The following is a 23,756-nucleotide window of genomic DNA, read 5'->3' as shown; positions in this document are numbered from 1 at the left end:
CGGGTCGGGGGCTCAGGTCGAGGCCAGGGCCTCGGTGGGGGTGAGTCGTGAGGCGCGGATCGACGGGTAGACGCCTGCCACCACGCCGACCACGACCGCCCCGCCGATGCCGCCGAGCAGCGCCTGCAGCGGGATGACCGGCGGCCAGCCCTGGTAGGTGGCGTAGCCGAACGTCACCAGGGTGCCGACCGCGGTGCCGGCGATGCCGCCGAGTCCGGACAGCGCCACCGACTCGGTGAGGAACTGGCCGCGGATCTGGCCTCGGTTGGCGCCCAGTGCCCGGCGCAGGCCGATCTCCCTGCGCCGCTCCAGCACCGAGATGACCATGGTGTTGGCGACGCCGATGCCGCCGACCAGCAGGGCCACGGCCGCGAGACCGAGGAACAGCGCGGAGAAGGCGGTCTGGGTATCCCGTTTCGCCGCCAGCGCGTCCGAGGGCCGACTGACCTGCACCAGGCCCGGCTGCTGCGGATCGATGGTGGCGGGCATCACCGCGCGGACCGCCTCGATCTGTGACTCCTGGGCTTGGACATAGATCACGGTGGGGTTGCCGTTGAAGCCCAACTGGGCCTTCGCGGCGTCCCAGCCGACCAGGACCGACTGGTCGATGTCCGGAGCCAGCGGCACCGGGGCGAGGATCCCGATGACGGTGAACCAGTGGTTGCCGATGGAGATCTGCGGGCCGGCCCCACCGGGCGGCAGCGTGGTGATGCCGAGTCGGGACGCGGCCGCGGAGCCCAGCACTGTGGTGGGGAACCGCTCGGTGGCCGCGTCGAGGAAGCGGCCCGACTGGATTCGGCCGTTGATCGCCTGCAGCAGGTTCAGCTTGCCGGCCAGTACGGCCAGGCCGGTGTCGTTGTCGGGGTCGACCTTGTCGGAGCGCGCGACGGTGGTGTTGGTGTTGGCGACCGCACTGGCGATGGTCACCGGGCCGATCCGGGCGACCATGTCCGGCGATTCGGGAGGGAAGACCACCGGAGGATTCTGGTGGGGGTCGGCCGTGGCCTGCAGCATGTTGGTGCCCAGCGCCGACAGCCGCTCCAGCAGGGCCTTCTGACTGGACGCCGGAATGCCCATCACGATGATCATCGTGGCGATGCCGATGGAGATGCCCAGCGCCGACAGGGCCGCACGCGCCTTGCGGGTGCGGATGCCCAGCAGTCCGAGACCGAGCAGGTCGGTCGGGGCCAACCGCACCGGCTTGGTCCGGTTCGCGTGCATGTGACGGTTGCTCATGCGCTGGTCCCGATCCCGGTACGGCTGTCGGACACCAGGCGCCCGTCCAGGATCTCTATCCGACGTGGCATCAGTTCGGCGATGCCACGGTCGTGGGTGATGATCGCGATGGTGGTTCCCTCGTCGTTCAGCTTGGTCAGCAGAGCCAGGACCGCTCGGCCGTTGGCGGTGTCCAGGGCGCCGGTGGGCTCGTCCGCAAGCACCAGGGCGGGCTCGTTGACCAACGCCCGGGCGATCGCCACCCGCTGCCGCTCGCCGCCGGAGAGCTGGTGCGGCAGGTGTCCGACGCGGTGTGCCAGCCCGACCCGGCCCAGCGCCTCCAGCGCCTGCGGACCCCGTCGGCGGCGTGGCACTCCGGCGTAGAGCAGCCCGGTGGCCACGTTCTCCGCGGCGCTGAGTCCGTCCGTGAGGTGGAACTGCTGGAAGACGAAGCCCAGCCAGCGTCCGCGCAGCGCGGAGAGTCGGCGGTCGGAGAGCTGTGCGATGTCGTGGCCGCCGATGTGCACCGTGCCGCTGGTCGGCCGGTCCAGGGTGCCCATGATGTTGAGCAGGGTGGACTTCCCCGAGCCGGACGGTCCGAGGATGGCCAGCAGTTCGCCCTCGTCGATGGTCAGCGAGACGTCGTCCAGGGCCTTGACTCCGCCCGGGTAGGCCATCCCGGCCCCGCGTACCACTAGCACCGGGGTCATGTGGTGGTCACCACCTGGGTGCCCGCCGTGATGCCGTTACCGGTGATCGCCACCATGCCCATCGCGAACATGCCGGTCTGGACCGCCACCAGCCCGCCGCTCTTCAGCTGCACGGCGTAGCCGCCGCCACCCAGCGCGAGGAGCGCGCCGACCGGCACGGCCAGCACCCCGGGTGCGGTCCCCGACACGAAGGCCACCTGGACGGTCGCGGAGTCGAAGCTCTGCACCGCCGAGGGGTCGTCGATGGCCACGGTCACATTGACGGTGGGCGGGCTGTTGGGCCCGCCGGCCGCACCCGCGGTGCTTGCGGTGCTCCCCTGGACGGCGGTGCCGATGCCGCTGACCGTTCCCGGCGTCGTCGAGTTGTCGGGCAGGGTGATGGTGACCTTGTCGCCCTGCTTGATCGAACCGAGATTCGCCGGATCCACCGGCACGGTCACCACCTTGCCGGTCGGCGTGACCGACATCAGTGCCTCGGTGCCCTGCCCGCCCAGCTGCGTCTGGAGGGAGCCGATCCGGATCGCGCCCGGCAGCACCGCCACGTCGCCGATGCCAAGAATCCCCGTCGGCTGCAGGCCGACGGCCTTCTGCCAGCGCTTGATGGCAGCGATCAGGGAGTTGGTGAGAACCGCGTCACCCGATTCCACCGTGATCCGGGTCGGCGCCGCGGGCGTGCCGGCACCGGCGGGCGGGGCGCTCGGCCCGCCGCTGGGCGGCGTACTGCTACTGGATGCCGGCCCGGCCGCGTCCTGGGGGATCACGGTTCCGACTTTCGGCTGCGGACCGACCTCGTAGCCCAGGGCCTGCAGATTGCTCACGACCACCTGGACGTCCCGGCCCACCAGGCCCGGCTTGTCGAGGGATCGGAAGAGCGGGGTGCCGCCGTAGAAGAGCGGCACCGGCTGGTCGTTCACCCGGTACAGCTGCTGACCCCTGGTCACGGTGGCTCCGGTGGCGGGCAGCGCCGTGATGATGCCCTGCTTGGCGCCCGTCAGGGTCTGGGGCGTGCCGAAACCCAAGGTGCCGCTGAGGCTCTGGGTGTTCGACAGGTCCGTCCTGACCACCGCGACCGTCTGCGCCTGCGCGGCGCTACCTGCGGCTGCGGACGGCTTTCCCCGGCCGCCGCCGAGGTGCCGCAACCCCACCGCGCCGCCCGCCCCGACGCCGACCGTCACGGCCAGGGCGACGACCACGGCCACGCGCCGCTTGCGGCTGCGCCGCCGGGGTGGCTCGGTGGCGGGGACGTCGTCGAGGTCGGCGAGCTCGTCGAGGTCGGCGACGTCGGCGACGTCGTCGAGGCCGGCGGGGATGTCGTCGAAGTCGGCGCTGCCGCCGCTGTCAGTGTCCGCTGCCACTGAACGCCTCCACCTTGCAGGCCGAGATCACCTGGTCCTGCTGTGCCTGGGACATCGTGGGCTGCCCGTCGAAGGTCCACCCGCTGTCCCCGCTGCCCGCAGTGCCGTAGGCCTTGACCTTCAACCCCTTGCTGTTGATGCAGTTGACCCAGGCGCTGAAATCGGTGCTGAAGTTCGGATTGAGCTTCGGATCCGTCTGCGGCGGCATCAGCGGCATCTTGGGCAGGCAGGCCGCGAGGGCGGCCGGGGGGACGGTGGTGCCCGGGGCCGGTTGCTTCTGCATGGGCTGCCCGGGCATGGCGATCCCGCCCGTCAGGGGGACTCCGTTGGCGCCGAGGCAGTTGTAGTAGCCGGTCCAGAGCTGCGCGTCGTGCGCGGTGGTGTCGTCCAGCCGCTCCTGGGGGCGGTCTGCGGTGGACGCGGGGGCCGGGGTACCGGCGGCGGCGCCGGTCGCGGGGGACGCGCCAGCGGACGAACCCGCACTCGGAGCTGCGGCACTCGGGGTTGCGGCGCTCGGCAGCGAGGCCACGGCGGAGACCTGTGCGCCGCCCTGCGCACCGTGGCCGGCGCCGCACGCCGTCAGCGCGGTCAGGGGGACCAGCAGGGCGGCGGAAAGCAGCGCGGTCCGCGGTATCCGGCGGTCCTGGCGGTCCTGGCGGTCCTGGCGGTCCTGGCGGTCCTGGCGCTGGGAACGATCATCGGTTGACTTCGGCATGGCTGCGATGATCGCCAATGGATATAAGGAAGTTGTCAGGATGTCATTCGATTCCGATGACCCGATGGCAGGTCACGCCACCAGGCCGGAACACTGGCTCACCTATGATCGAAAACGTGAGCGCATATGTCCTGGTGGCCGAGGACGACCCGAAGCAGGCCGAGCTCATCCGCCGCTATCTGGAGCGGGAGGGCCACACCGCCGCCGTCGTCCACGACGGACGCGCGGCGATCGACGAGGTCCGGCGGCGCGAACCGGACCTGCTCATCGTCGATGTGATGATGCCCCGGGTCGACGGCCTCGACGTGTGCCGCATCCTGCGCCGCGAGTCCGAACTCCCGATCCTGGTGCTGACCGCCCGGACCGCCGAGGACGACCTGCTGCTCGGACTCGACCTGGGCGCCGACGACTACATGACCAAACCGTTCAGCCCCCGCGAGCTGATGGCCCGGGTGCGCGTCCTGCTCCGACGCTCGCAGCGGGCGGCGCCGGTGAAGGGCCCGGCCGACCCGGTGCTGCGGGTCGGCGAGCTCACGGTGGATCCCGACCGCCACGAGGTCCGCGTCGCCGGCACCCCGGTGCCGTGCACACCAGGGGAGTTCGAGCTGCTCCGCACCCTGGCCGCACACCCCGAGCAGGTCTTCAGCCGGGCTCAACTCCTGGGCGGCAGCAGCGGGTTCGCCCAGTACATCTCCGAACGGACCATCGACGTGCACATCATGAACCTGCGCAGGAAGGTCGAACCCGACCCCCGGCGCCCGGTCCGCCTGCTGACCGTCTTCGGAGTCGGCTACAAGCTCACCGACGGCACGGGCGGACGCCACCATGCGCCGTAGGGTGCCGCTGCGCAAGAGCCTGCTGGTCCGGCTGCTGGCCGCCTCGATCCTGGTCGCCGTGTGCTCGGTCGCCGCCACCGCCTGGCTGGCGGTGAACACCACCTCGCAGGAGATCCAGCAGGAGCAGGTCCAGACCCTCTCCGCCGACGCCGGCATCTACGAGACCCTGCTCGGCTACGCCGCGACCCACCAGAACTGGGACGGCGCCGGCCCCGTACTGGCGGACCTGGCGAAGAGGACGGGCCGTCATATCGCCCTGACCGACCAGAGCCGCCAACCCATCGGCGGCGGCTCTGCCGCCCCGCAGGCGTCGCCGGTCCCGTCCAACGCGTCGGCGGTGATCGACCCGCTCGACGTGGACCAGACGCTGGCAGCCAACGGCGGCACCACGCGCATCGACCCGCGCGCCGTCGGGCCGTTCGCCCTCTCCCCCGACGAGCGCACCCAGCTGCGCGCGGAGGCCGGCCGGACCGCCGACTGCCTGCGCACGCGCGGATTCGCCGCCGAGACCGGCACCGACCCCAGCGGCCGACCGAACGTGACCGTCGCCGGGCCCGCCCCCGACACCGACACCGCCACGGCGTGCGCCCTCCCCCAACTGTCCGCTCCCACCCCGACCGAGCAGCAGGCTCTGAGCAGGCTCGGCGAGCTGGTCGACGCCTGCCTCTCGTCCCAGGGGCTGGGGCCGGTCAAGCTCGGCATCGGCCCCGGCGGGGTGGTGCCGAGACCCCAGGTGCGGAACCCCGGGTCGTCCTCCCCCAGCGTCGTCGTCACGCCCGGCACGCCCGTCTCCCCTGCGGCCAAGCCCAGTCCGGTGCCGAACCCGACTGCCGACGACAGCGCCGATCAGGCCGTGGCGACCTGTGTCGACTCCAGCCGTCGGCAGCAACTCGCTCCCTATGTCGCCCCCGCCGCCCTGCTGTTCATCAGCGACCGCAACGGCATCACCGCCCCCGCCTTCCACCTGACCCGCGCCGGAACCCTGCGCATCACCGGCGTCACCGGCCTGGTCCTGGCCCTCACCGTGGCGGTCTCGGTCCTCCTCGCCACCCGGCTGGTCCGGCCGTTGCGCGCGCTGACCGACGCCGCCCGGCACCCCACCGAACCGCACGCCCGGGTCCCGGTGACCGGCGACGACGAGATCGGCTGCCTGGCCGCCGCGTTCAACGACCTGTCCGAACGCCGCGAGCGGATCGAGGAGCAGCGCAAGGCGATGGTCAGCGACGTCGCGCACGAACTGCGCACGCCGCTCAGCAACATCCGGGGCTGGTTGGAGGCCACCCAGGACGGCGTGGCCACCCCGGACCGGGCGTTGATGGCCTCGCTCCTGGAGGAGGCGCTTCTGCTGCAGCACATCATCGACGACCTGCGGGACCTGGCGGCGGCCGACGCGGACAACTTCCGCCTGCACCGCGAGCCGATCCGGATCGCCGAACTCCTCGACCAGGTCGCCGCAGCCCACCGGGCCCGCGCCGAGGCCGCCGGCGTGCAGCTGAGCGTGCTGCCCGCAGCCGGGGAGGCGGAGTTGGTGGCCGACCCGGTGCGGCTGCGCCAGGCCGTCGGGAACCTGGTGGACAACGCCGTACGCCACACGCCGCGCGGCGGGAGTATCACTGTCGGAGCCGAGCCGGTGGGCGACGACCTGGTCATCGAGGTGACCGACACCGGCACGGGTATCGGCCCGGATGAACTGCCCCACGTCTTCGACCGGTTCTGGCGCGCCGAGAAGTCCCGCAGCCGACAGACCGGCGGCAGCGGCCTGGGCCTGGCCATCGTCCGCCAACTCGCCCAGGCCCACGGCGGAACAGCAACAGCAACCAGCCACCCCGGCGCGGGCGCAGTCTTCACCCTGCGCCTCCCGAAGTCAGCCGAACATGAAGTTCGCCTTCGACCCTGAGCGCCAGGCATCATCCTGGTGGCGGGCGACAAGGCCGGCGCGTGGCGCGAGTGGTACGAGATCAACGTCCCCATCGCCGACGGGCGCTCCAGCAGGCGCCTGAAGGCCATCGAGGAGGGCAAGCCATGAAGTCCTGGAAGGACGTACGACCGAACGTCGTCACCGACCCGCAGCGGGTAGCCGCACACCGGAAGGAGCTCGACGCCGAGGTGCGGGCCTACCGGCTCCCCGAGATCCGCCGCGAGCAGCATCTGACCCAGGCCGAGGCCGCCGACTTCGGCGACCGCACACTCACCATCGGCTGACTACGCAGCGATTCCCGCGGCGCGGGCCAGTGTGTCGGCGGTCAGCGACCCCGCCTCGACGGCGTGGTCGGCGGTGCTGGGCAGGCAGCGGGCGTGCTCGGGGACGAACTCGGTCATGATGACGCCGGCATGATCGGTCGCGACCTCGCTGAGCGACACCGGCCAGCCGTGTTCCTCGAGAGCCCTGTGCAACTCGCGCGAATGCTCGACGTCCATCAGTGGATCGGCGGTGCCGTGCACCAGCCACACCGGCATGGACGGCAGCCGGCTGCCACTCACGCGGAGGTCGTCGAGCGGGACGGTTCCGGTGGTCGGCGCCGCCGATCCGTACGCACCGGCGATTCCCACGACGGCCTGCGGCCTCCAGTTGCCGAATGCGGCGGGGTTCAGGGCGACACCCACCGCGGCCTTGCCACCCTGCGACCAACCGGCGAGCACGATCCGCTCGGGATCACCGCCGAAGTCGGCCACGTTCTGGCGTACGAAGACGGCCGACTCGCTCAGGTGCGTTCGCCCGCCGTCCGGAGCGTCCGATCGCCAGTCCGGCACCAGGACAACGACGCCCAGCGCCGCCGCAGCGCGGGCGACCGGCGCGAGGACATCCCGTTCGTCGGGGCCCCGGCCGTGCCAGAGCAGCACCGCGGGCACCGGATCCGACGCGCTCGCGGGCTGATAGACGTCCATGAGCTTGCCACTGGCCCCGTACGTGATCCCCGTCGTGACGACAACCTCTGCTGCCACTACAACACCCCCCACTCGTCCCACCACGAACAACGTCACGCTACAACGCGAGTCGGCCGACCCGACAACGGGCCGTCGGGGTCATCGGGGTCAATGGCCTTGGGCGATCTCCCACAGGTAGCCGTCGAGGTCTCGGAAGCTGGCGGTGCGCGGACCCCAGGGCCGATCCATCGGCCCGTTGACGAGTTCGACACCGGCCGCGGCGAGCTCCTTGCACCTGGCATCGACGTCGTCCACCTCGACCGTGAAGACCAGGCGCACGCCGGCTTCGCGCGGGGCCGCGGTCGCCGGCTCGATGAGTTCCGGGACGTGCGTCGTCTGCAGCAGGTTGACGATCGTGCTGCCGAAGCCGAAGGCGACGGACTGCTCGTCCTCGAAGAGGATCGGGGCGTCGAAGACGTCCAGATAGAACTTCTTCGAGGCGGCCAGGTCTTCGACGAAGACGGTGTTGGCGGCGATGCCGTTGGCCCATGCGCCCATGACAGCTCCTTGCTCGTTGGCGACGGAGAACAGAGGTACAGAGAACAGAGAACGGAGAACAGGGACCAGAGCCTACGACCGGGCACTGACAACCCACGGCGAGCCCTGGAAATTCGTTCGATTGGGATTCGAGCAGACATGCGGTGCTGGTGCATACGGTTGTGGCGCCGGGTTCCGAACAACCGGTATCCGAACAGCCGGGATCCGTGAGAAGCGCAGCACCAGGGGGACGTGATGACGTCGAGTCAGCCGGATTTCTTCGTGGTGCTCGGTCCCGACTTCGCGGGGAAATCCTCGGTGCTGGCCGAGTTGGAACGGACCAGGGCGCCGTATCGGGTGCTGTCCACTGACGACGCGTTCACCAGCCGGGAGCATTCCCTGATCACCCGGCTCCGCCGGGACGTGGTCAAGGACGTCCTGCCGGCGCTCAATCGCGGCTACTCGCCGGACTTCCTCGCCAGTCTGCTGCAGACCGCGGTGGTGCACCTGCGGGACCTGGTCCGCGAGGCGGGACCTGGTGATCCGCTGCTGGTCGACTCCTACTACTACAAGATTCTCGCGAAGTGCCGGCTCTCCGGCGTCACCGAGAACCCGATGTTCGACTGGTGGCGCTCCTTCCCCCAACCGCGCCGTGTCATCTACCTGGACATCCCACCGGAGACGACCTGGGAGCGCTGCGGCCGGGGCGCGTCCACCAATCCTCTCGAACACTACGGTGAGCGGCCCGACCTGGCGTCCTTCGCGGCGTACCAGCGGGACCTGCGCAAGCTGATGTGGGAGGAGACGGCCCACCTGCCGGTAACCGTGATCGGGCAGCGGGACGGCGTCGCCCGGACCGCACAGGACGTACGAGAGGCCATCACCCATGAGCGTGACTGAATCCTGGAGCGACCCCGACCGGGCCCGGCGCTACCGCGAGCGGGTCCTCGGCGAACGGACGCGGCTGCGCGCCGCCTTCGCCGACCCGGCTGCCCACCAGCAGCGGGTGCTGGCCGAGCTGCTCGCGTTCAACGCCGGCACCGACTTCGGCCGCACCCATGGCTTCGACCGGATCCGCACCCTGGCCGACTACCAGCGAGCCGTCCCGGTGCACGACTACGCGGCCCTGGCACCGTGGATCGAGCGGATGGCAGCCGGGGAGAGCAACGTCCTCACCGCCGACGACCCCGCCGTCTACTTCACCAGCAGCGGAACCACCGGTGCCCACAAGAAGATTCCGGTCACCCCCGCGTTCATGCGCAACACCTTCTTCCCGTTCTACTACGCCGCCTGGGCACCGCTGATCGAGCACTTCCCCGACGTGCTGGAGCGGCCCGACGCCGTACTGAACCTCAAGCACGACCCGCTGAGCCTGCCGCCCACCACCGCCTCCGGCCACCCCCACGTCGGGGCCAGCCAGGTCGATTTCGGCAGCCGCTTCGGCGAACCGCTCTCGGCCGAGCTCGGCACCGGCGCCCCCTGGGGGACCCTGCCGGTGCAGGTCGCCCAGAACGATCACCTGGAGAGGGCGTACCTGCGGCTGCGGCTCGCCGTCGAGAGCGACGTCCGCTGCGTGATCGGCATCAACCCGGCGATGGTCGCCGCGCTGCCCTACCAGCTGAACCTCTGGCTGCCCCGGATCGTCAAGGAGGTCCGCGACGGGACGCTCGGCGGCACACCGCACCGCAGCCCCAACCCCGAGCGGGCGGCCGAGCTGGAGCAGCTCGCCGAGCGGTTCGGGACGCTGCGCCCGGCGCACGTCTGGCCGCGGATGCGGGCCCTGTTCTGCTGGACCACCGGCATGGCCTCGCTGTACCTGCCCCGGCTGCGCGAGGAGTTCGGCGTCGGGGTGACGGCGCTGCCCGCCCCGGTGGCCGCCTCGGAGGGCCCGGTGGCCGTGCCCCTGGACCGGCACGGCTCGGCGGGCAGTCTGGTGGTGACCGCCTCCGTCTACGAGTTCGTCGACGCCGACGCCGAGCTGACCCCGGACGTGGCCACGCTGCGGCCCGAGGAGCTGGAACCCGACCGGGACTACCACGTGCTCTACAGCCACATCGGTGGCCTGTACCGCTACGCCGTCGGCGACGTGGTCCGGGTGACCGACCGGGTGGACGGCGTCCCGCGCATGTCGTACGCCGGCCGCAGCACCCGCTCCGACGCGGCCGGCGAGCGGCTGCGCGACGCCCAGGTCTTCCGCGCGCTGGCCACCGCGCTGGAACGCACCGGACTCGAACTGCGCAACACCGCCTGCCGGGTGAGCTCCGAGGGCGCCACCACCCTGCCGGGCTACGAGTTCGCCGTGGCCGCGTCCACCCCGTGGCGGCCGGAGGAGCGGATGCGCTTCGGCGCCGAGCTGGACGCCGCGCTCGGCGGCGAGGCGCCGAGCTACCGCGCCGCCCGTGCCGGGCAGCGCCTGGGCCCGATCACGGTGCGGAGCCTGGACCCGGACGCCTTCCTGCGGGACTGGCACACCGCGGTCGGCGGCGGCATCCGCCCCACCCAGGTCAAGGACCGGCTGTTCCGGCAGGACCCGGCGGCGTGGGACCGACTGACGGCCGGCACATCGGCCACAGAGCAGGGAGAGGCATGAGCCAGCCACTGAACGCCGTAGAACTGAACGCCGTGGACCTGAACGCCGTAGACCTGAACGCTGTGGAAAGGACCGCGCTGCTGACCGCCGCGGTACGGGCCGTCGAGAGCGCGCGCGAGGACCGGCTCTACGCCGACCCGTATGCCGCCGCGCTCGCCGGAGAGACCGGCCGCAAGCTGCTGGCCGAGGTGGCCGGGGCCACCTTCCCGCCGGACCGGCCGCGCGACCTGCCCAGCACCCCCGACTACAACGCCATCCGCACCCGGTTCTTCGACGAGTACCTGCAACGGGCGGCGCAGGAGGCGAGCATGACCCAGCTCGTGCTCGCCCCCGCCGGCCTCGACTCCCGCGCCTGGCGACTGGACTGGCCCGGCCACCTCCGCTACTTCGAGGTGGACCGCCCCGCCGTGCTCGACTGGAAGCGGTCCCACCTCGCCGACGCGACCGCCCGGGTCGACCACCGCACCGTCACCGCCGACCTCACCTCGGCCGACTGGGAGCAGCGGCTGCTGGACGCGGGCTACGACCCGGCGCTGCCGTCCACCTGGCTGCTGGAGGGCCTGCTCTACTACCTCACCGAGCAGGACATCGACCAGCTGCTCGAACGGATCCGGGCCATCACCGCACCCGGCAGCCGGATCGCGGCGGACACCGTCAACGCCGCCGCCCTGACCACGCCGCAGACCCGCGGACTCCTCGACGTGTTCGAACGCTGGGGCTGTCCCTGGGTGTTCGGCACGGACGAGCCGGAGGCGCTCTTCGCCCGGCACGGCTTCACCGTCGACGCGGTCCAGCCCGGAGAGCCGGACGCCGACTTCGGCCGCTGGCCGGACCCGGTACCGCCGCGCGACCAGCACGGCGCGGCCAGGGTGTTCTTCGTCCACGGCCGGCGCCGGTGAGCACGTACACGGCGGCCGCAGCCGCGGCAGAACCCGCCTACGCCGCCGGCGACCGGCCACGGCACCAGGTCCTGCTGGCCCCGGTCACGGTGACCCCGTCGAAACCGCTGACGCCGAGCCACCTCAAAGGCCTGCTGTGGACCGACGCGATGTACCGCGCCACGGCCCAACTCGCCGACGTCACCTACCGCTACAGCCACACCACCTACGACCGCACCGAGCAGACCCTCGGCTTCTGGGAGTACCTGGACCGCACCGCCGACTGCCTCGACTACAGCACGCTCAGCGAGGAGCAGATCGGCGAGCTCTACGTCGGATACCGCGCCGAGGGCAGCCGGCCCAGCGCTGCCCAACTGCATCCCTACGCCGAGGCGGTGGAGCACCACGGCTGGGTGCACCCGGCGAGCGCGCGCATCCTGGAGCTGTGGACCTCGCACTACGCGCGCCTGGGCATGCACGACCCCGGCCTGCTGGCCCACCAGCCGCCGCCCGGAGGCCTGGACGAGGTGATCGCCCTGCTCAGCGTCCGGAACCTGTGCCTCGACCTGCGCGAGTCGGGCGGCCCCGTCTACCTCGACGGCACCCGCTACGGGCTGCCGCTGCGGCTGATCGTGAGCTCCGACGGACAGCCGAACTACCTTGCCTGCGCGCTGCGCGAACTCGTGCCGCTCGCACCGGACTTCGACGAAGTCGTGCTGCTCTACGACAGTGAGCTCGAGCCCGACTACATCCTCCTGCAGCGCATCCTCGGCGAACTCGGGCCCGAGGTCCGCAGGGTCACTCTGGGCCGGGTCCCCATCGACGGCCGGATCCGGTCCGCCCGCCACGGCGGCTGGCACGACCACACCGCCGGCGCCGTGCTGGCCGAGGCCGGCGCCGACCACGACCAGGACGCGGTCCGGCTCGGCCTGCGCCTGTACTTCATCGCGACCCTCGGCCCCGGCGCCGGGCAGTCCTTCCGGCGCGACCTGCTGCACCAGTGCTGCACCAAGGCGGCGCGGCTGATCGAGGCCGCACGGGCGACTGCACCCGCCCCGGTCGCCGACACCATCGCCCGACACCGGGGCAACCACCTCTTCGTCGACCCGTACCGGCTGACCAGCAGCCTGCTCGGACGGCGCAGCCCCGCGCCGACCGCCGAACTGCTCTCGGCGGTGTACCTGTCAACTTCTCGGCCCTGAAGGACTGAGCCTGTCACCCGATCCTGGAGCTCTGATTGCAAGTCGTACTCGCGGCTGGCTGCCGCAGGTCGCCTGCGTCCTGCACCATGCTAGGCGTGTCGCCTGACGGTGCTGGGGCAGTTGACTCTGCCCCGCTGCCACACAGCATCGGCCCGGTGGGCGATGTTGCGGGAGGCGTTGAGGTCCGCGTTCATGACGCTCCCGCAGGAGCGGCAGGCGAACCAGGACTGCGACACCCTGTTCGATCGATGGGTGTGCCAGCACTGCGAGCACTGGCGGGAGGTGTTGCGGGGGTCCACATGGACCACCGCGACACCCGCACGCCGCGCCTTGTACTCGACGAAGCCGCCGAGCTGGGCGAACGCCCAGGAGTGCAGTCGATACCGCTGGTCCTTCTTGGCCGTAACCCTCTGCCGGATTCCCGTGAGGTCTTCCAGGGCGATCCCGCACGAGGTGCGTTCAGCGGTCGTGACGATGGTCTTGGAGACGCAGTGATTGGTGTCGGTGACGAAACGGGACTCACGCCGGCGCAGCGCCTTCAGCCGGCGTTTGGCGGACTTGGTGCGTTTGGCCTGCAGGTTGGCGACGGTGGTGCGCATCCGCTTGCGGTAGCGGTCCACCCGGCGCCCGGACATGGTCCGGCCGTCGCTGGTGGTCGCGATGTTGACGATCCCCAGGTCCACGCCGATCCACCCGGTCGGCTCGGACACCGGGGGCTCGGGCAGGTCGACGGTGGCGTACAGGAACCACTGGCCGTCACGCAGCACCAGATCCGACTCGCCCTTACGCGAGGCGAGGAGCTTCAACGCCTGCGGCGAGCACACGAACGGGATGCCCTTGATCCGCCCGGCGACCGTCCAGATGGACACGGTCCGATCGTCCAGGTTCCACGTCAGCATCCGGTCGTCGAACGGCTGCGCCGCGTCCTCGCGAAAGCTGATCGGCTTGGCCTGCGCCTTGCGCCGGGCCTTGCCCGCCAGCCGACCGTTGCGGATGTTCCCCGCGAGGGTCGCGTACGCGTTGCACACCTTCTTGACCGTGCGGACCGCCGCCTGCGCACCGAGGTCGAACTCGGCCTTCAGCCGGTAGTACACCTCGTCCTGCAGGTCGTTGCGCCGGACCTTCCCGGTCCGGAACGCGATCTCCGAGGCGAGGCGCGCGCCCCGGTTGCAGGCTCGCAGCGTCGCCGCCATCGCATCCGCGTCACACGCGGACCGGGGCAGCAGCTTCACCTGTGCCACGATCTTCACACCGAGGACACTAGTAGACCCAAACGGGCCAGCGCAAAACCATGCCCGCACCCCACTGCACGGCGGTCCGCCTGGCGGCGAAACGCCTCAACCTGCCCTGCCGCGCTGGCAATCCACTTCCTCCCTGGCCTGAAGGCCAGGGCCTCCTTGGAGGTAATCCTGTGAACCTCACCCAGGAACACCTGAGCGTCGTACTCGCCGAGCGGGTCCGCGCCGCCCGCCCCGACCTGGGCGAACGCTTCGACCTCCGCTCCCCGGACGGGCTGCTCGCGGCCCGCGCGGAGATCACCGGAGCCAGGGAGGGAGCCGGGGAAGGAGCCGGGGAAGGAGCCGGGGAGGCGGGTGGGGAGGCGGGTGTGGTCGCCGTGGCGGTCCTCCCCCGCTTCGACCTCTCCTCCTGGATCCGCACCACCTGCGCCTTCGCGCACGGCCTGGACCAGCCGACCGCCACCGCCTGGCGGACCTCCTTCACCAAGACCGTCTTCCTGGCCGGGAACCCACGCAACCTGCTGGGACGCTTCCCCTTTGACCACGTGGCCGAGGACAGCTCGACCGCCTGGCTCGCCCCGGCACCCGCCGCCGCCTCCCGGACGCTGCGCCGGCTGCTCAAACTCTTCGACGGACCAGGAGAGTTGGCCACCCGCCCACCGGAGCGGATCGTCCTGCCGGGCGCGGTGGGTCAGCGCTCGCCCGTCCGCCGGGAGCTGCACCTGGCGACGGCCGGGGTGAGCGTCTCCGCCGTGCTGGTGCACCTCACCCACCTGCTGGTGGAGTCCGTGCTCGACGGCCTGATAGCCCCCGGCGACACCGTGACCACACGCCAGCGCCCCTACCTGGAAGCCGGAGCGGAACCGTTCGCGGCCCTGCGGATCAGCGCGGCCGGGGTCGGCCGGCCGACCCGCCTGCGCGCGTACGCCGGACTCACCGAAGAGGGCTAGCGGCCGCCCGGGCACGGGCCCGGAGACCCTGGCCACGGGCCCGTCCGGGCGGCCTCTTACTATCAGTCCGCACTCTTCGGCGGACGCTGATGGAGTCGTGCATCGAGGAGGAACGTTCATGGACGCCCGGAAGATCGGCACTGTCGCCGCCACGGCAGTGGCCCTGGTGGCTGCCCGCGACCTCATCCAGAAGAGGCACGCACTGCTCCGGAACTTCCCGGTGATCGGGCACGCCCGGTACCTGCTGGAGACGATCGGGCCGGAGCTGCGGCAGTACATCGTGACCTCCAACGAGGAGGAGCGCCCGTTCAGTCGTGACCAGCGCACCTGGATCTATGCGTCGGCGAAGGAGGAGAACAACTACTTCGGCTTCGGCACCGAGGTCGACGTCGAGCATGTGCAGGGGCACGCCTACCTGAAGCAGCGCACGTTCGCCGGCGCGCTGCCCGACGCGCACGACCCGCAGGCCCCGCTGCCCTCGGCCAAGGTGCTGGGCGGGCCGCGCGGGCGGGCCAAGGCGTTCCGGCCGGCGAGCGTGGTGAACATCTCGGCGATGAGCTTCGGCTCGCTCTCCGGCGCGGCGATCACGGCGCTCAACAAGGGCGCGGCGCTGGCGGGCACGATGCACAACACGGGCGAGGGTGGCCTGTCGCCGTACCACCGCAACGGCGGTGACCTCATCCTCCAGATCGGTACGTCGTACTTCGGCTGCCGCAACGAGGACGGCAGCTTCAGCCTCGACAAGCTCAAGGACGTCGTCGCCGGCGCCCCGGTCAAGGCGATAGAGATCAAGCTCTCCCAGGGCGCCAAGCCCGGGCTGGGCGGGATGCTGCCGGGCGCGAAGGTGACCGAGGAGATCGCCGCGATCCGCGGCATCCCGGTCGGCAAGGACTGCGCCTCCCCGTCGCGGCACACCGCGTTCAGCGACGTCGACTCGATGCTCGACTTCGTCGAGCTGCTGGCCGCCGAGACCGGCCTGCCGGTCGGGGTCAAGAGCGCGGTGGGCGAGATGGACTTCTGGCAGGAGCTGGCCACGCTGATGGCGCGTGGCGACCGCGGTGTCGACTTCGTGACCATCGACGGCGGTGAGGGCGGCACCGGGGCGGCGCCGCGGATGTTCGCCGACTCGGTGGCGCTGCCGTTCCGGATGGGCTTCTCCCGGGTCTACGGCACCTTCGCCGAGCTGGGACTGACCGACGACCTGACCTTCATCGCCTCCGGCAAGCTCGGCCTGCCCGAGAACGCCGCGGTCGCCTTCGCCCTCGGTGCCGACATGATCAACGTGGCCCGTGAGGCGATGCTGTCGATCGGCTGCATCCAGTCGCAGAAGTGCCACACCGACAAGTGCCCCACCGGCATTGCCACCCAGAACCCCTGGCTGGCCCGCGGCCTCGACCCGGCCTCGAAGTCCACCCGGGCCGCCGTCTACCTGCGCACCCTGCGCAAGGAGCTGATCAAGGTCTCGTCGGCCCTCGGCGTCGCCCACCCGGCACTCATCACGGCCAACGACATCGAGATCATGAACGGCGACTACGAGGCCCGCACCCTGGCCGGCGTGTACGGCTACAAGGAGGGCTGGGGCGAGCTCGGCCCGCACCTCGCCGCTGAGATCACCGCGCTGCTCACCACCAAGCCGGCCGTCTGAGGCTCTCCCCGAGCTGCCGTCCCGCCGTCCCGCCGTCCTGCCGTCCCCCCACGAACAGTCCATGCCGACAGTCCATGCCGAGGCGATCACACCATGACTGAAGAAGTCCGATTCAAGAGCGTCGTCGGCCCCGAACTGGCCGGGTCGATCGACCTGCCGGAAGGCGAGATCCGGGGCTGGGGCATCTTCGTCCACGGATTCACCCTCGGCAAGAACTCGCCGGCCGCCTCGCGCGTCAGCAAGCAGCTGGCCCGTGAGGGGATCGGCATGCTGCGCTACGACAACCTCGGGATCGGGGACTCCGACGGCGACTGGGGGGACGGCTCCTTCACCATCAAGGTCCAGGACACCGTCCGTGCGGCAGCGCTGATGGCAGAGCGGGGGACTCCGGCGGACCTGCTGGTGGGGCACTCGTGGGGAGGCGCCGCCGCCATCGCCGCGGCGGCCGAGGCGACCGGCGTCCGCGCGGTCGCCACGATCGGAGCACCGGCCGACCCCAGCCACGTCGAGCGACAGTACGACGCGGTCATCGATCGCGTCCTCAGCGAAGGCTCGCACGAGTGGTTCGTCGGCGGGCGGACCCTGGTCCTCAAGCGGGCCTTCGTCGACGACGTCCGCCAGGCTCGCCTACGGGACCGGATACGCGAGTTGCACCTGCCGCTGCTCGTCATGCACTCGCCCACCGACACCACCGTCGACATCGCCAACGCCGGGGAGATCTTCCGCGAGGCGCAGCACCCGCGAAGCTTCGTCTCTCTCGAAGGAGCGGACCATCTCCTGACCGCACGAGGACAGGCGCAGCGAGCCGCCCACATCATCAGCGCCTGGGCCGACCAGTACATCCACGGGGCCCGGTCCGCAGCAAAGGACGTCTGACGGTCACCGCCCCACCTCCGCCTCGGACGCCGCCCCGCCCTCCGTCCCCGACCGATGGTCATCCGGCGGTCTCCGCCAGCACGATCTGGACGAGATAGGGAAGGACCGCGACCGCCTGGGGGTCGTGGTCGAGCAACACCGCGACCGGTGCCCGGCCGTGGGCCCGTAGCGCCTGGACCGGGCGCGCCCGGTGGGGCGGGCCGAGGGGAGCCCGCGGTGCGGCCGGTCGCAGCTCCTGCCCGACGCCGATCGCCGCGACCCGTGACGTCTGTGCCAGCAGCGCCTCGCAGTGCTGCGCCACCCCGGTCTCCACGGCGGAGATCCAGGTGAGCCCGGCGGCCGCACCCACCGGCGGACGGAACGGGGGACGGGGAAGCGGCGGCGCGCCGAAGGCGTCCTCGCGAGGTATCCGGCGCAGGGAGCCGGTGGCCAGGTCCAGCCCCCAGACCCAGGACCGCTCCTCGGACAAGCTCGCCGGGGCCGGCCGGTGGGCCGCCAGCGCGCCGTAGGCGGCGAGAGCCGCGAGAACGGCGTCCGTGCGATCCTCACCGGGGCCTTGCCCGCCGCGCACGGCGACGGCACCGAGCACCGCGCCCAACAGGCCGGTGTGGCATTGGGCCACCCCGTCCGCCCGGGCGAGGAACTGCCCGGCGTCCACCGCCTCCCCGCCAATGCGCTGCAGGAAGGCTGCCCGCGCCTGCGCCTGGGTGATCCCCTGCCGACTGCCGCCGCGCGGGTCCGCGGCGGAGGCGTCCGATCGCAGCTCCATGGCCGTCCCTCCTTCGGGCTCCCCCCGTCGGTGAGCCTCTTGGTCCATGGAACACGAACCGGATATCCGCCGGATCACCCCGCGATATAAGCAGCTTCCTGGGAGCTCTGGGAGCTGTCCCGGATGACGAGGGTGCAGCACTTCGCGCTGCCACCGCCCTTCAGCAGCTCGGACAGGTCCGTGCCGATCGGTCGGAAGCCGCGCTCACGCAGCTGCCCCATCACACCGGTGGCGGCTTCCGGCAGGATGACGTGGAGGCCGTCGCTGACCGCGTTCAGGCCGAACACCTCGGCGTCCGCCTCGCTGACCAGGATGGCGTCCGGGAAGAGCCGGCGCAGGACCGCCTGGCTCCCGGCGGAGAAGGCCTCCGGGTAGTACATGATCTCGTCGCCGTCGAGCACGGTCAGGGCCGTGTCGAGGTGGTAGAACCGCGGGTCCACGAGCTCCAGACTGATCACCGGCTGCCCGAAGAACTCCTGGGCCTCCGCGTGCGCCTCGGGAGTGCTGCGGAACCCGGTCCCAGCCAGCAGCCAGCCGGCGGTGGCGAGGAAGTCGCCCTCGCCCTCGTTCACATGGACCGGGTCGCACAACTCCTGGTACCCCCGTGCCCGGAACCATTCCAGATAGGCGGGGCCCTCGGCGGCACGCTCCGCGTTGCGGAACCGGACCCCGAGCACTCTGCCGTCCACCACCGTCGCGCCGTTCGCCGCGTAGACCATGTCGGGGTAGCCGGGCAGCGGGTCGATCAGCTCCACCTGGTGGCCCAGCGACCGGTGGAGCGTGAGGAGTTGTTCCCACTGGGCGACGGCGAGGTCGGTGTCCACCGGCTTGGCGGGATCCATCCACGGGTTGATCGAGTACGTCACCTCGAAGTAGGTGGGGCGGCACATCAGGTACCGGCGGGGGCGGGCGGTGCGGACCTGCGGGAACTCGGTCATGGCAGGGCTCCTTCGACGGGGTAGGGCATGCGGCATGGCGCAGCGGCGTCACCCGGTCCTGACGCGCGGGCACAGGTGGGGTGAGGTGAGGTGGAGTCCTCGGCATCGGCAGCCGGGCCGCTCGCGGAGGTTGCTGGCTGAGAATGTGTGTCGGCGCGGAATCACACGCAGGTGGCGGGGCGTCGGCAGAACCGCCCGGACCGGGAAGCGGGATCCACGTACTCGGAATCCTCGGGCACATCAGCGGCCCGAGCATGGCACATCCGGACGCCTGCGGGAAGACCGCGAATCTGCTTCTTCCGTGCTTGTTGTGGATATTCCCGCCGAGGTTGCCGGTGCACTACATTGTCAGGGTTGGGGGTGCCGAAGGACTGCGCTGCAGCTCAAGTGGCTTGCCGTGCAACTGATTCGGGCCGGGGAGGACCATCTCCTGACGGCCCGTTCGATCGGCTGCCGTTCGCGTCCCGACGCCGCCGTTCCCGCAGGCGTCCAGGTCCAGGTCTCGTGGTCACAGTTGCTGGGGGGAAGGGAACATGGTGGAGGAGATCAGATTCTCCGTGCTCGGGGCCCTGCGCATCCATCGGGGCGAGACCGTTCTGGTGTCCCGGTCGCCACAGCTGCAGGCTCTGCTGGTGGCCCTGCTGCTCCGCCCCGGACGATCGGCCTCGGCGCACGAACTCATCACGGCGATCTGGGGCGACTCCTCCCCGGATTCCGCGCTGGCGAGCCTGCGCACGTACGCGTGGCGCCTGCGCCAGACCCTGGAGGTCGACCGTACCGACCCCCGGTTACTCATTTCACTGCACGACGGATACCAGTTGGTGATTCCGCCGGACTCGGTGGACGCGAACTACGCGGAGAAGCTGGCCGCTGACGCCGCACGCGCCCGTTCACAGGGCCGGGACGACGACTGCAGCCGCCTGCTGGGCGAGGCCCTGGGACTGTGGCAGGGCGAGCCCCTGTCGGGTGTTCCGGGACCCTACGCGGACCAGCAGCGTTCACGGCTCAACGAACTTCGGCGAGGTCTGCTGGAAGAGCGTTTCGACCACAATCTCCGCTTGGGGCGGAACTCGGCCGTCATCCCCGAGCTCACCGCGTTCATAGCCGAACACCCGCTGCAGGAAAGACCCTACGGCTTCCTGATGCGGGCGCTGTACTCCTCCGGCCGCCAGGCCGACGCGCTGGCGGTGTTCACCCGGGCCCGGCACGTCCTGGCCGAGGAACTGGGCGTCGATCCCGGGCCGGAGTTGAGTGCGCTCCATGCCCGCATCCTGGCCGGCGACCCGCTGCTCAGCGCCGCCCCGCAGGAGCAGGCCCAGCGGATCCAGCAGGGACCGGAGCCTGTCTCCGCACCGCAGGAAGCCCATCCGGACGAACAGTCCGCACCGGTCGGAGCGGTCGGAGCGGACGCGGAGGAACCGCCCGGCAGCGGCGGCAGACCCCATCCGGTCTCCAGACCCGCCCAACTTCCGGCGGACACAGCCGATTTCACCGGGCGCGCAGCCGAGGTGGTCGACCTGTGCCGGGTGCTGACCAGCACCACCAGGACCTCGCTGCCCGTGGTGTCCGTCGCGGGCATGGGCGGCATCGGGAAGACCACGCTGGCCCTGCGGGTCGCCCATCTGGCCAAGCCGCAGTTCACCGATGGACAGCTGTACGCCGATCTGGGCGGCAACGGGCTGGAGCCCGCCGAGCCGAGGACGGTCCTGGGCAGTCTGCTGACGACGCTGGGGGTTCCGGGACACGCCCTCCCCAATGCGACCGAGGATCGCGCGCGCCTCTTCCGCTCCCTGCTCGACGGGCGGCGCATCCTGCTCCTGCTCGACAACGCCCGGGATCCGGCGCAGGTCAGACCGCTGCTACCGGGCTCGGCCGACTGTGCGGTGATCGTCACCAGCCGAGCCCGGCTCGCGGGACTGCCCACCTCCGCCCAGGCCGATCTGGCCGTCTTCACGACCGACGAGGCCATCGCCCTGCTGCGCTCGATCGTCGGCGGGGAGCGGGCCACCGACGAGCAGGCCGCCACCGAACTGGTGACCGCCTGCGGGCATCTTCCGCTGGCCGTCCGGATCGTGGCCGCGCGACTGGCCGCGCGCCCGCAGTGGCAGGTCGAGACGATGACCCGCCGGCTTGCCGACCAGCGCCGTCGCATCGGTGAACTGCGGGCCGGGGACCTGGCGGTGGCCGCGGCCTTCGAACTGGGCTACCGCCAACTGACGGACGGTCAGGCCAGGGCGTTCCGACTGCTCGCGCCCACGGCCCGGACCGGTGTCGGACTGGCTGCCGCCGCGGCGGCCCTCGATCTCGCCGAGGAGGATGCCGAGGACCTGCTGGAAGCACTGGTGGACGCCGCCATGCTGGAGGCGCCGCTGCCCGGCCGGTACCGGTTCCACGATCTGGTCCGCTCCTTCGCGCTGCAGCTCCCGGCTCCCCCGCCCTCCGAGGACGACGACGAGCGCGGTGCGGCGCTGGCCCGGATGCTCGACCACCTGCTCGCCGGAGGATCCGCCGCCTTCCGGCGCATGGTTCCGGGCGACCCGGTCGGCGTCTTCCTGGTCCGCAGCCCCGCTGCGGGTCCGCAGCTCGGCTCTCTGTCAGAGGCACGTGCCTGGGTGGCCACCGAGTTCGACTGCATCACCAATGCGGTGACCCTGGCCACCCAGAGCCCGCCCGGGCCCGAAGGCCGACTGCTGCGCACGGCGACCGACCTGCTGGTCTCCCTGAGTCCGTACGGCAAGGGCATTCCCTACGGCCAACTGGCCGAGGCTGCCCGGACGGTGGCGGAGACGGCGGCCCTGCGGGGCGACGACCGGGCCGAAGGCCGGGCCCGGTTCGTCTGCGGTAACGCCGCTCTGCAGAACACTCAGCTGGCGGAGGCCGAACTGCATATCCGGCTGGCGACCGAGGCCTGCCTGCGCGCGGACGACCGGGTCATCCTCCAGCAGACCCTCAACGACCAGGGTCTGATCGCCCAGCTCCAGCAGAACTACTCCGACGCTGTCCGCTACTACGACCAGGGGACGCTGCTCGCCAGGGAGTTGGGCCACCACTCCGGCGAACTGACCACCGTCCTCAACGCCGCGCAGGCCCGCCTTCGCAGCGGGAGGACCCAGGAGGCACTGCTGGCCTGCGACGAAGCCCTGGCCGCACTGCGGGCGGTCGCGGACCAGCACGGCATCGCCTACGCGCACTATGTCCGCGGCCTGGCCCTGCACGAGTTGGAGCGCTACGACGACGCTGCCGCAAGCTACTTGAGCTGTCTGGCGCTCTGCGAGGCCGAGGGCATCCGGGGCCAGGAGGCGCAGGCGAGGCTCCGCCTCGCGGACACCTTGCGGAGGACGGGCAAGTCGGTCGAGGCACTGTCGCAGGCTCAGCAGGCACTGGCCCGCTGCGAGGAGCTGGGCGCGGAACGCGACCGCGGGCACGCACTGGTCGTGCTCAGCCATGTCCTCGCCGAATTGGGCGAGCTCCAGTCCGCGCTGGCCCGGGCGGTGCAGGCACGCGCCGTGTTCACCGGGCTGGGGCTCCCGGACGCCGTTCAGGCGGGGAACCTGGTCGCCGACCTCGAACTGGCTCTGGAGCCGGCGAGCGACTGAATCGAAGGTACCTCTGCGGTACCCGCGCCGGCCTCAGCCCTTGCTGTTCCACTCATCGGGGTTGACCGGCGTCGGAGTCGGCGAGGGGACCGCCACCGGGACCGACCCGTCAGCCTGCACGCTCACCGACCGGCCCGGCGTCGGGGCGCCGAGGTGAACCGGGGCCGCCGAGACCGCGAGAGCCAGGGCGGAGGCGCACCCGGCCGCAGCCACGGTCGCACCAGCACGCAGCACCAGTGACTGTATCGATCGCTTCATCAGAGTGTCCGTTCACTCGGGGGGCTGGGTTCGAGTAACAGTCTTCTCGCGCTCGATCTCACGGTGATACACGCCCGATCGCCGACCCCTCTCCCGCTCCGCCCGGCGCGCCCAGGGCTTGGCGATCCCGCGTATATCGGCGGTGTGGAACATCGTCATCACGACGAACCGAACCGGTGGCCGCAGGGCCCCCGGCCGGGATGCAGCGATCGGGCAGGGGTGAACGGCTCCTCGGCCGACATCAGCGACCCCACCCGAACACGGGCTGCCTCCCAGGTCATCGTCACCGCACCCGCCTGCTCTTGGGAGAGGAACGAAAAGCAATGAGCGACGAGACCGAGGACCTTCAGACCTACCTGGTGGTCGTCAACCACGAGGAGCAGTACTCCGTGTGGCGCGCAGACCGCGAGCTGCCCAACGGCTGGGACGCCATCGGATCGCCGGCCGCCAGGGCCGAGTGCCTCGCCCGCATCGAGGAGCTGTGGACGGACATGCGTCCGCTCAGCGTCCGCTGACCCGCTCACCGCTCCGCACGATCCGCGTACCGCACCCGGGCCGGGCCGCTCAGAACGGCGGCCCCGCC

The 23,756-nt window shown here is 71.3% G+C and carries 22 protein-coding genes; 12 read left to right on the top strand and 10 right to left on the bottom strand.

Annotated features, from left to right (window positions below; all coding sequences use genetic code 11):
- Nucleotides 1-12: 12 nt before the first annotated feature.
- Genes P3T34_RS29445 through P3T34_RS29430 form a run of 4 tightly spaced genes read right to left on the bottom strand, consistent with a single transcriptional unit; the run spans nt 13 to nt 3,995 of the window.
- Nucleotides 13-1,236: an ABC transporter permease gene (locus tag P3T34_RS29445; RefSeq protein ID WP_280669054.1), complete on the bottom strand. Its 1,224-nt coding sequence runs from the start codon at nt 1,234-1,236 to the stop codon at nt 13-15.
- A complete protein-coding gene (locus P3T34_RS29440) occupies nt 1,233-1,925 on the bottom strand; it encodes an ABC transporter ATP-binding protein (protein ID WP_280669053.1) in 693 nt (230 codons plus the stop codon). The genes P3T34_RS29445 and P3T34_RS29440 overlap by 4 nt, the downstream gene beginning before the upstream one ends.
- Nucleotides 1,922-3,280, bottom strand: coding sequence for a hypothetical protein (locus tag P3T34_RS29435; RefSeq protein ID WP_280669052.1), 1,359 nt, complete (start codon nt 3,278-3,280; stop codon nt 1,922-1,924). The genes P3T34_RS29440 and P3T34_RS29435 overlap by 4 nt, the downstream gene beginning before the upstream one ends.
- Complete coding sequence (locus P3T34_RS29430) at nt 3,264-3,995, bottom strand: hypothetical protein (RefSeq protein ID WP_280669051.1); 732 nt, start codon at nt 3,993-3,995, stop codon at nt 3,264-3,266. The genes P3T34_RS29435 and P3T34_RS29430 overlap by 17 nt, the downstream gene beginning before the upstream one ends.
- Nucleotides 3,996-4,111: 116 nt before the next feature.
- On the opposite strand from P3T34_RS29430, the gene P3T34_RS29425 reads away from it, so the two are divergent.
- From P3T34_RS29425 to P3T34_RS29415, 3 genes are all read left to right on the top strand, one after another.
- On the top strand, nt 4,112-4,831 hold the full coding sequence (locus tag P3T34_RS29425) for a response regulator transcription factor (RefSeq protein ID WP_280669050.1): 720 nt from the start codon (nt 4,112-4,114) through the stop codon (nt 4,829-4,831).
- Complete coding sequence (locus tag P3T34_RS29420) at nt 4,821-6,728, top strand: HAMP domain-containing sensor histidine kinase (protein WP_280669049.1); 1,908 nt, start codon at nt 4,821-4,823, stop codon at nt 6,726-6,728. The genes P3T34_RS29425 and P3T34_RS29420 overlap by 11 nt, the downstream gene beginning before the upstream one ends.
- A gap of 125 nt (nt 6,729-6,853) precedes the next feature.
- Nucleotides 6,854-7,033, top strand: coding sequence for a hypothetical protein (locus P3T34_RS29415; RefSeq protein WP_280669048.1), 180 nt, complete (start codon nt 6,854-6,856; stop codon nt 7,031-7,033).
- Here P3T34_RS29415 and P3T34_RS29410 read toward each other — a convergent pair whose 3' ends face one another.
- Both P3T34_RS29410 and P3T34_RS29405 read right to left on the bottom strand, forming a co-directional pair.
- The gene (locus tag P3T34_RS29410) at nt 7,034-7,774 is read right to left on the bottom strand and encodes an alpha/beta hydrolase (RefSeq protein ID WP_280669047.1); all 741 of its coding nucleotides are present in this window, start codon (nt 7,772-7,774) and stop codon (nt 7,034-7,036) included.
- A 90-nt stretch (nt 7,775-7,864) separates the two neighbouring features.
- Nucleotides 7,865-8,254, bottom strand: a complete 390-nt coding sequence (locus P3T34_RS29405) for a VOC family protein (protein ID WP_280669046.1) — start codon at nt 8,252-8,254, stop codon at nt 7,865-7,867.
- Between the two features lie 234 nt (nt 8,255-8,488).
- Here P3T34_RS29405 and P3T34_RS29400 point away from each other — a divergent pair, with 234 nt between their 5' ends.
- From P3T34_RS29400 to P3T34_RS29385, 4 genes are read left to right on the top strand one after another with little or no spacing between them, the layout of a single operon-like run.
- A complete protein-coding gene (locus tag P3T34_RS29400) occupies nt 8,489-9,133 on the top strand; it encodes a hypothetical protein (protein WP_280669045.1) in 645 nt (214 codons plus the stop codon).
- Nucleotides 9,120-10,823: a GH3 auxin-responsive promoter family protein gene (locus tag P3T34_RS29395; protein WP_280669044.1), complete on the top strand. Its 1,704-nt coding sequence runs from the start codon at nt 9,120-9,122 to the stop codon at nt 10,821-10,823. Before P3T34_RS29400 ends, P3T34_RS29395 begins: the two co-directional genes overlap by 14 nt.
- Nucleotides 10,820-11,722 (top strand): SAM-dependent methyltransferase, encoded by a 903-nt coding sequence (locus tag P3T34_RS29390; protein ID WP_280669043.1) that lies wholly within the window; start codon nt 10,820-10,822, stop codon nt 11,720-11,722. Before P3T34_RS29395 ends, P3T34_RS29390 begins: the two co-directional genes overlap by 4 nt.
- Nucleotides 11,719-12,903, top strand: a complete 1,185-nt coding sequence (locus tag P3T34_RS29385) for a hypothetical protein (RefSeq protein ID WP_280669042.1) — start codon at nt 11,719-11,721, stop codon at nt 12,901-12,903. Before P3T34_RS29390 ends, P3T34_RS29385 begins: the two co-directional genes overlap by 4 nt.
- Nucleotides 12,904-12,992: 89 nt before the next feature.
- Here the strand turns inward: P3T34_RS29385 and P3T34_RS29380 are convergent, their stop codons facing one another.
- Nucleotides 12,993-14,153: a transposase gene (locus P3T34_RS29380; RefSeq protein ID WP_280669041.1), complete on the bottom strand. Its 1,161-nt coding sequence runs from the start codon at nt 14,151-14,153 to the stop codon at nt 12,993-12,995.
- Between the two features lie 161 nt (nt 14,154-14,314).
- On the opposite strand from P3T34_RS29380, the gene P3T34_RS29375 reads away from it, so the two are divergent.
- The 3 genes from P3T34_RS29375 to P3T34_RS29365 all read left to right on the top strand — a co-directional run bounded on the left by P3T34_RS29375 (nt 14,315) and on the right by P3T34_RS29365 (nt 17,612).
- Nucleotides 14,315-15,091 carry a DUF6182 family protein gene (locus P3T34_RS29375; RefSeq protein WP_280669040.1) on the top strand — a complete coding sequence of 259 codons (777 nt, stop codon included), beginning with the start codon at nt 14,315-14,317 and terminating at the stop codon, nt 15,089-15,091.
- Nucleotides 15,092-15,209: 118 nt separating this feature from the next.
- Nucleotides 15,210-16,736: an FMN-binding glutamate synthase family protein gene (locus tag P3T34_RS29370; protein ID WP_280669039.1), complete on the top strand. Its 1,527-nt coding sequence runs from the start codon at nt 15,210-15,212 to the stop codon at nt 16,734-16,736.
- A gap of 93 nt (nt 16,737-16,829) precedes the next feature.
- The gene (locus P3T34_RS29365) at nt 16,830-17,612 is read left to right on the top strand and encodes an alpha/beta fold hydrolase (protein ID WP_280669038.1); all 783 of its coding nucleotides are present in this window, start codon (nt 16,830-16,832) and stop codon (nt 17,610-17,612) included.
- 58 nt (nt 17,613-17,670) lie between these two features.
- On the opposite strand, the gene P3T34_RS29360 is transcribed toward P3T34_RS29365, so the two are convergent.
- Nucleotides 17,671-18,381: a hypothetical protein gene (locus P3T34_RS29360; protein ID WP_280669037.1), complete on the bottom strand. Its 711-nt coding sequence runs from the start codon at nt 18,379-18,381 to the stop codon at nt 17,671-17,673.
- Between the two features lie 74 nt (nt 18,382-18,455).
- Nucleotides 18,456-19,319, bottom strand: a complete 864-nt coding sequence (gene ddaH / locus P3T34_RS29355) for a dimethylargininase (RefSeq protein WP_280669036.1) — start codon at nt 19,317-19,319, stop codon at nt 18,456-18,458.
- A gap of 533 nt (nt 19,320-19,852) precedes the next feature.
- Here ddaH and P3T34_RS29350 point away from each other — a divergent pair.
- The gene (locus P3T34_RS29350) at nt 19,853-22,915 is read left to right on the top strand and encodes a BTAD domain-containing putative transcriptional regulator (RefSeq protein ID WP_280669035.1); all 3,063 of its coding nucleotides are present in this window, start codon (nt 19,853-19,855) and stop codon (nt 22,913-22,915) included.
- A gap of 33 nt (nt 22,916-22,948) precedes the next feature.
- Here the strand turns inward: P3T34_RS29350 and P3T34_RS29345 are convergent, their stop codons facing one another.
- Nucleotides 22,949-23,173 carry a hypothetical protein gene (locus P3T34_RS29345; protein ID WP_280669034.1) on the bottom strand — a complete coding sequence of 75 codons (225 nt, stop codon included), beginning with the start codon at nt 23,171-23,173 and terminating at the stop codon, nt 22,949-22,951.
- Nucleotides 23,174-23,496: 323 nt separating this feature from the next.
- On the opposite strand from P3T34_RS29345, the gene P3T34_RS29340 reads away from it, so the two are divergent.
- Entirely contained in the window at nt 23,497-23,688 is a 192-nt protein-coding gene (locus P3T34_RS29340) for an MbtH family protein (protein WP_280669033.1), read from the top strand.
- The last annotated feature ends 68 nt before the right edge of the window (nt 23,689-23,756 follow it).

The sequence above is a fragment of the Kitasatospora sp. MAP12-44 genome, assembly GCF_029892095.1.
Taxonomy (GTDB): Bacteria; Actinomycetota; Actinomycetes; order Streptomycetales; family Streptomycetaceae; genus Kitasatospora.
This window is presented reverse-complemented; position numbering and strand designations above follow the sequence as displayed.

Coding starts and splice junctions, on each gene's coding strand:
- P3T34_RS29440 (WP_280669053.1), bottom strand. CDS start 1,925: ATGACCCCGGTGCTAGTGGTACGCGGGGCCGGGATGGCCTACCCGGGC.
- P3T34_RS29390 (WP_280669043.1), top strand. CDS start 10,820: ATGAGCCAGCCACTGAACGCCGTAGAACTGAACGCCGTGGACCTGAAC.
- P3T34_RS29405 (WP_280669046.1), bottom strand. CDS start 8,254: ATGGGCGCATGGGCCAACGGCATCGCCGCCAACACCGTCTTCGTCGAA.
- P3T34_RS29360 (WP_280669037.1), bottom strand. CDS start 18,381: ATGGAGCTGCGATCGGACGCCTCCGCCGCGGACCCGCGCGGCGGCAGT.
- P3T34_RS29445 (WP_280669054.1), bottom strand. CDS start 1,236: ATGAGCAACCGTCACATGCACGCGAACCGGACCAAGCCGGTGCGGTTG.
- P3T34_RS29340 (WP_280669033.1), top strand. CDS start 23,497: ATGAGCGACGAGACCGAGGACCTTCAGACCTACCTGGTGGTCGTCAAC.
- P3T34_RS29415 (WP_280669048.1), top strand. CDS start 6,854: ATGAAGTCCTGGAAGGACGTACGACCGAACGTCGTCACCGACCCGCAG.
- P3T34_RS29370 (WP_280669039.1), top strand. CDS start 15,210: ATGGACGCCCGGAAGATCGGCACTGTCGCCGCCACGGCAGTGGCCCTG.
- P3T34_RS29345 (WP_280669034.1), bottom strand. CDS start 23,173: ATGAAGCGATCGATACAGTCACTGGTGCTGCGTGCTGGTGCGACCGTG.
- P3T34_RS29395 (WP_280669044.1), top strand. CDS start 9,120: ATGAGCGTGACTGAATCCTGGAGCGACCCCGACCGGGCCCGGCGCTAC.
- P3T34_RS29350 (WP_280669035.1), top strand. CDS start 19,853: ATGGTGGAGGAGATCAGATTCTCCGTGCTCGGGGCCCTGCGCATCCAT.
- ddaH (WP_280669036.1), bottom strand. CDS start 19,319: ATGACCGAGTTCCCGCAGGTCCGCACCGCCCGCCCCCGCCGGTACCTG.
- P3T34_RS29400 (WP_280669045.1), top strand. CDS start 8,489: ATGACGTCGAGTCAGCCGGATTTCTTCGTGGTGCTCGGTCCCGACTTC.
- P3T34_RS29430 (WP_280669051.1), bottom strand. CDS start 3,995: ATGCCGAAGTCAACCGATGATCGTTCCCAGCGCCAGGACCGCCAGGAC.
- P3T34_RS29365 (WP_280669038.1), top strand. CDS start 16,830: ATGACTGAAGAAGTCCGATTCAAGAGCGTCGTCGGCCCCGAACTGGCC.
- P3T34_RS29420 (WP_280669049.1), top strand. CDS start 4,821: ATGCGCCGTAGGGTGCCGCTGCGCAAGAGCCTGCTGGTCCGGCTGCTG.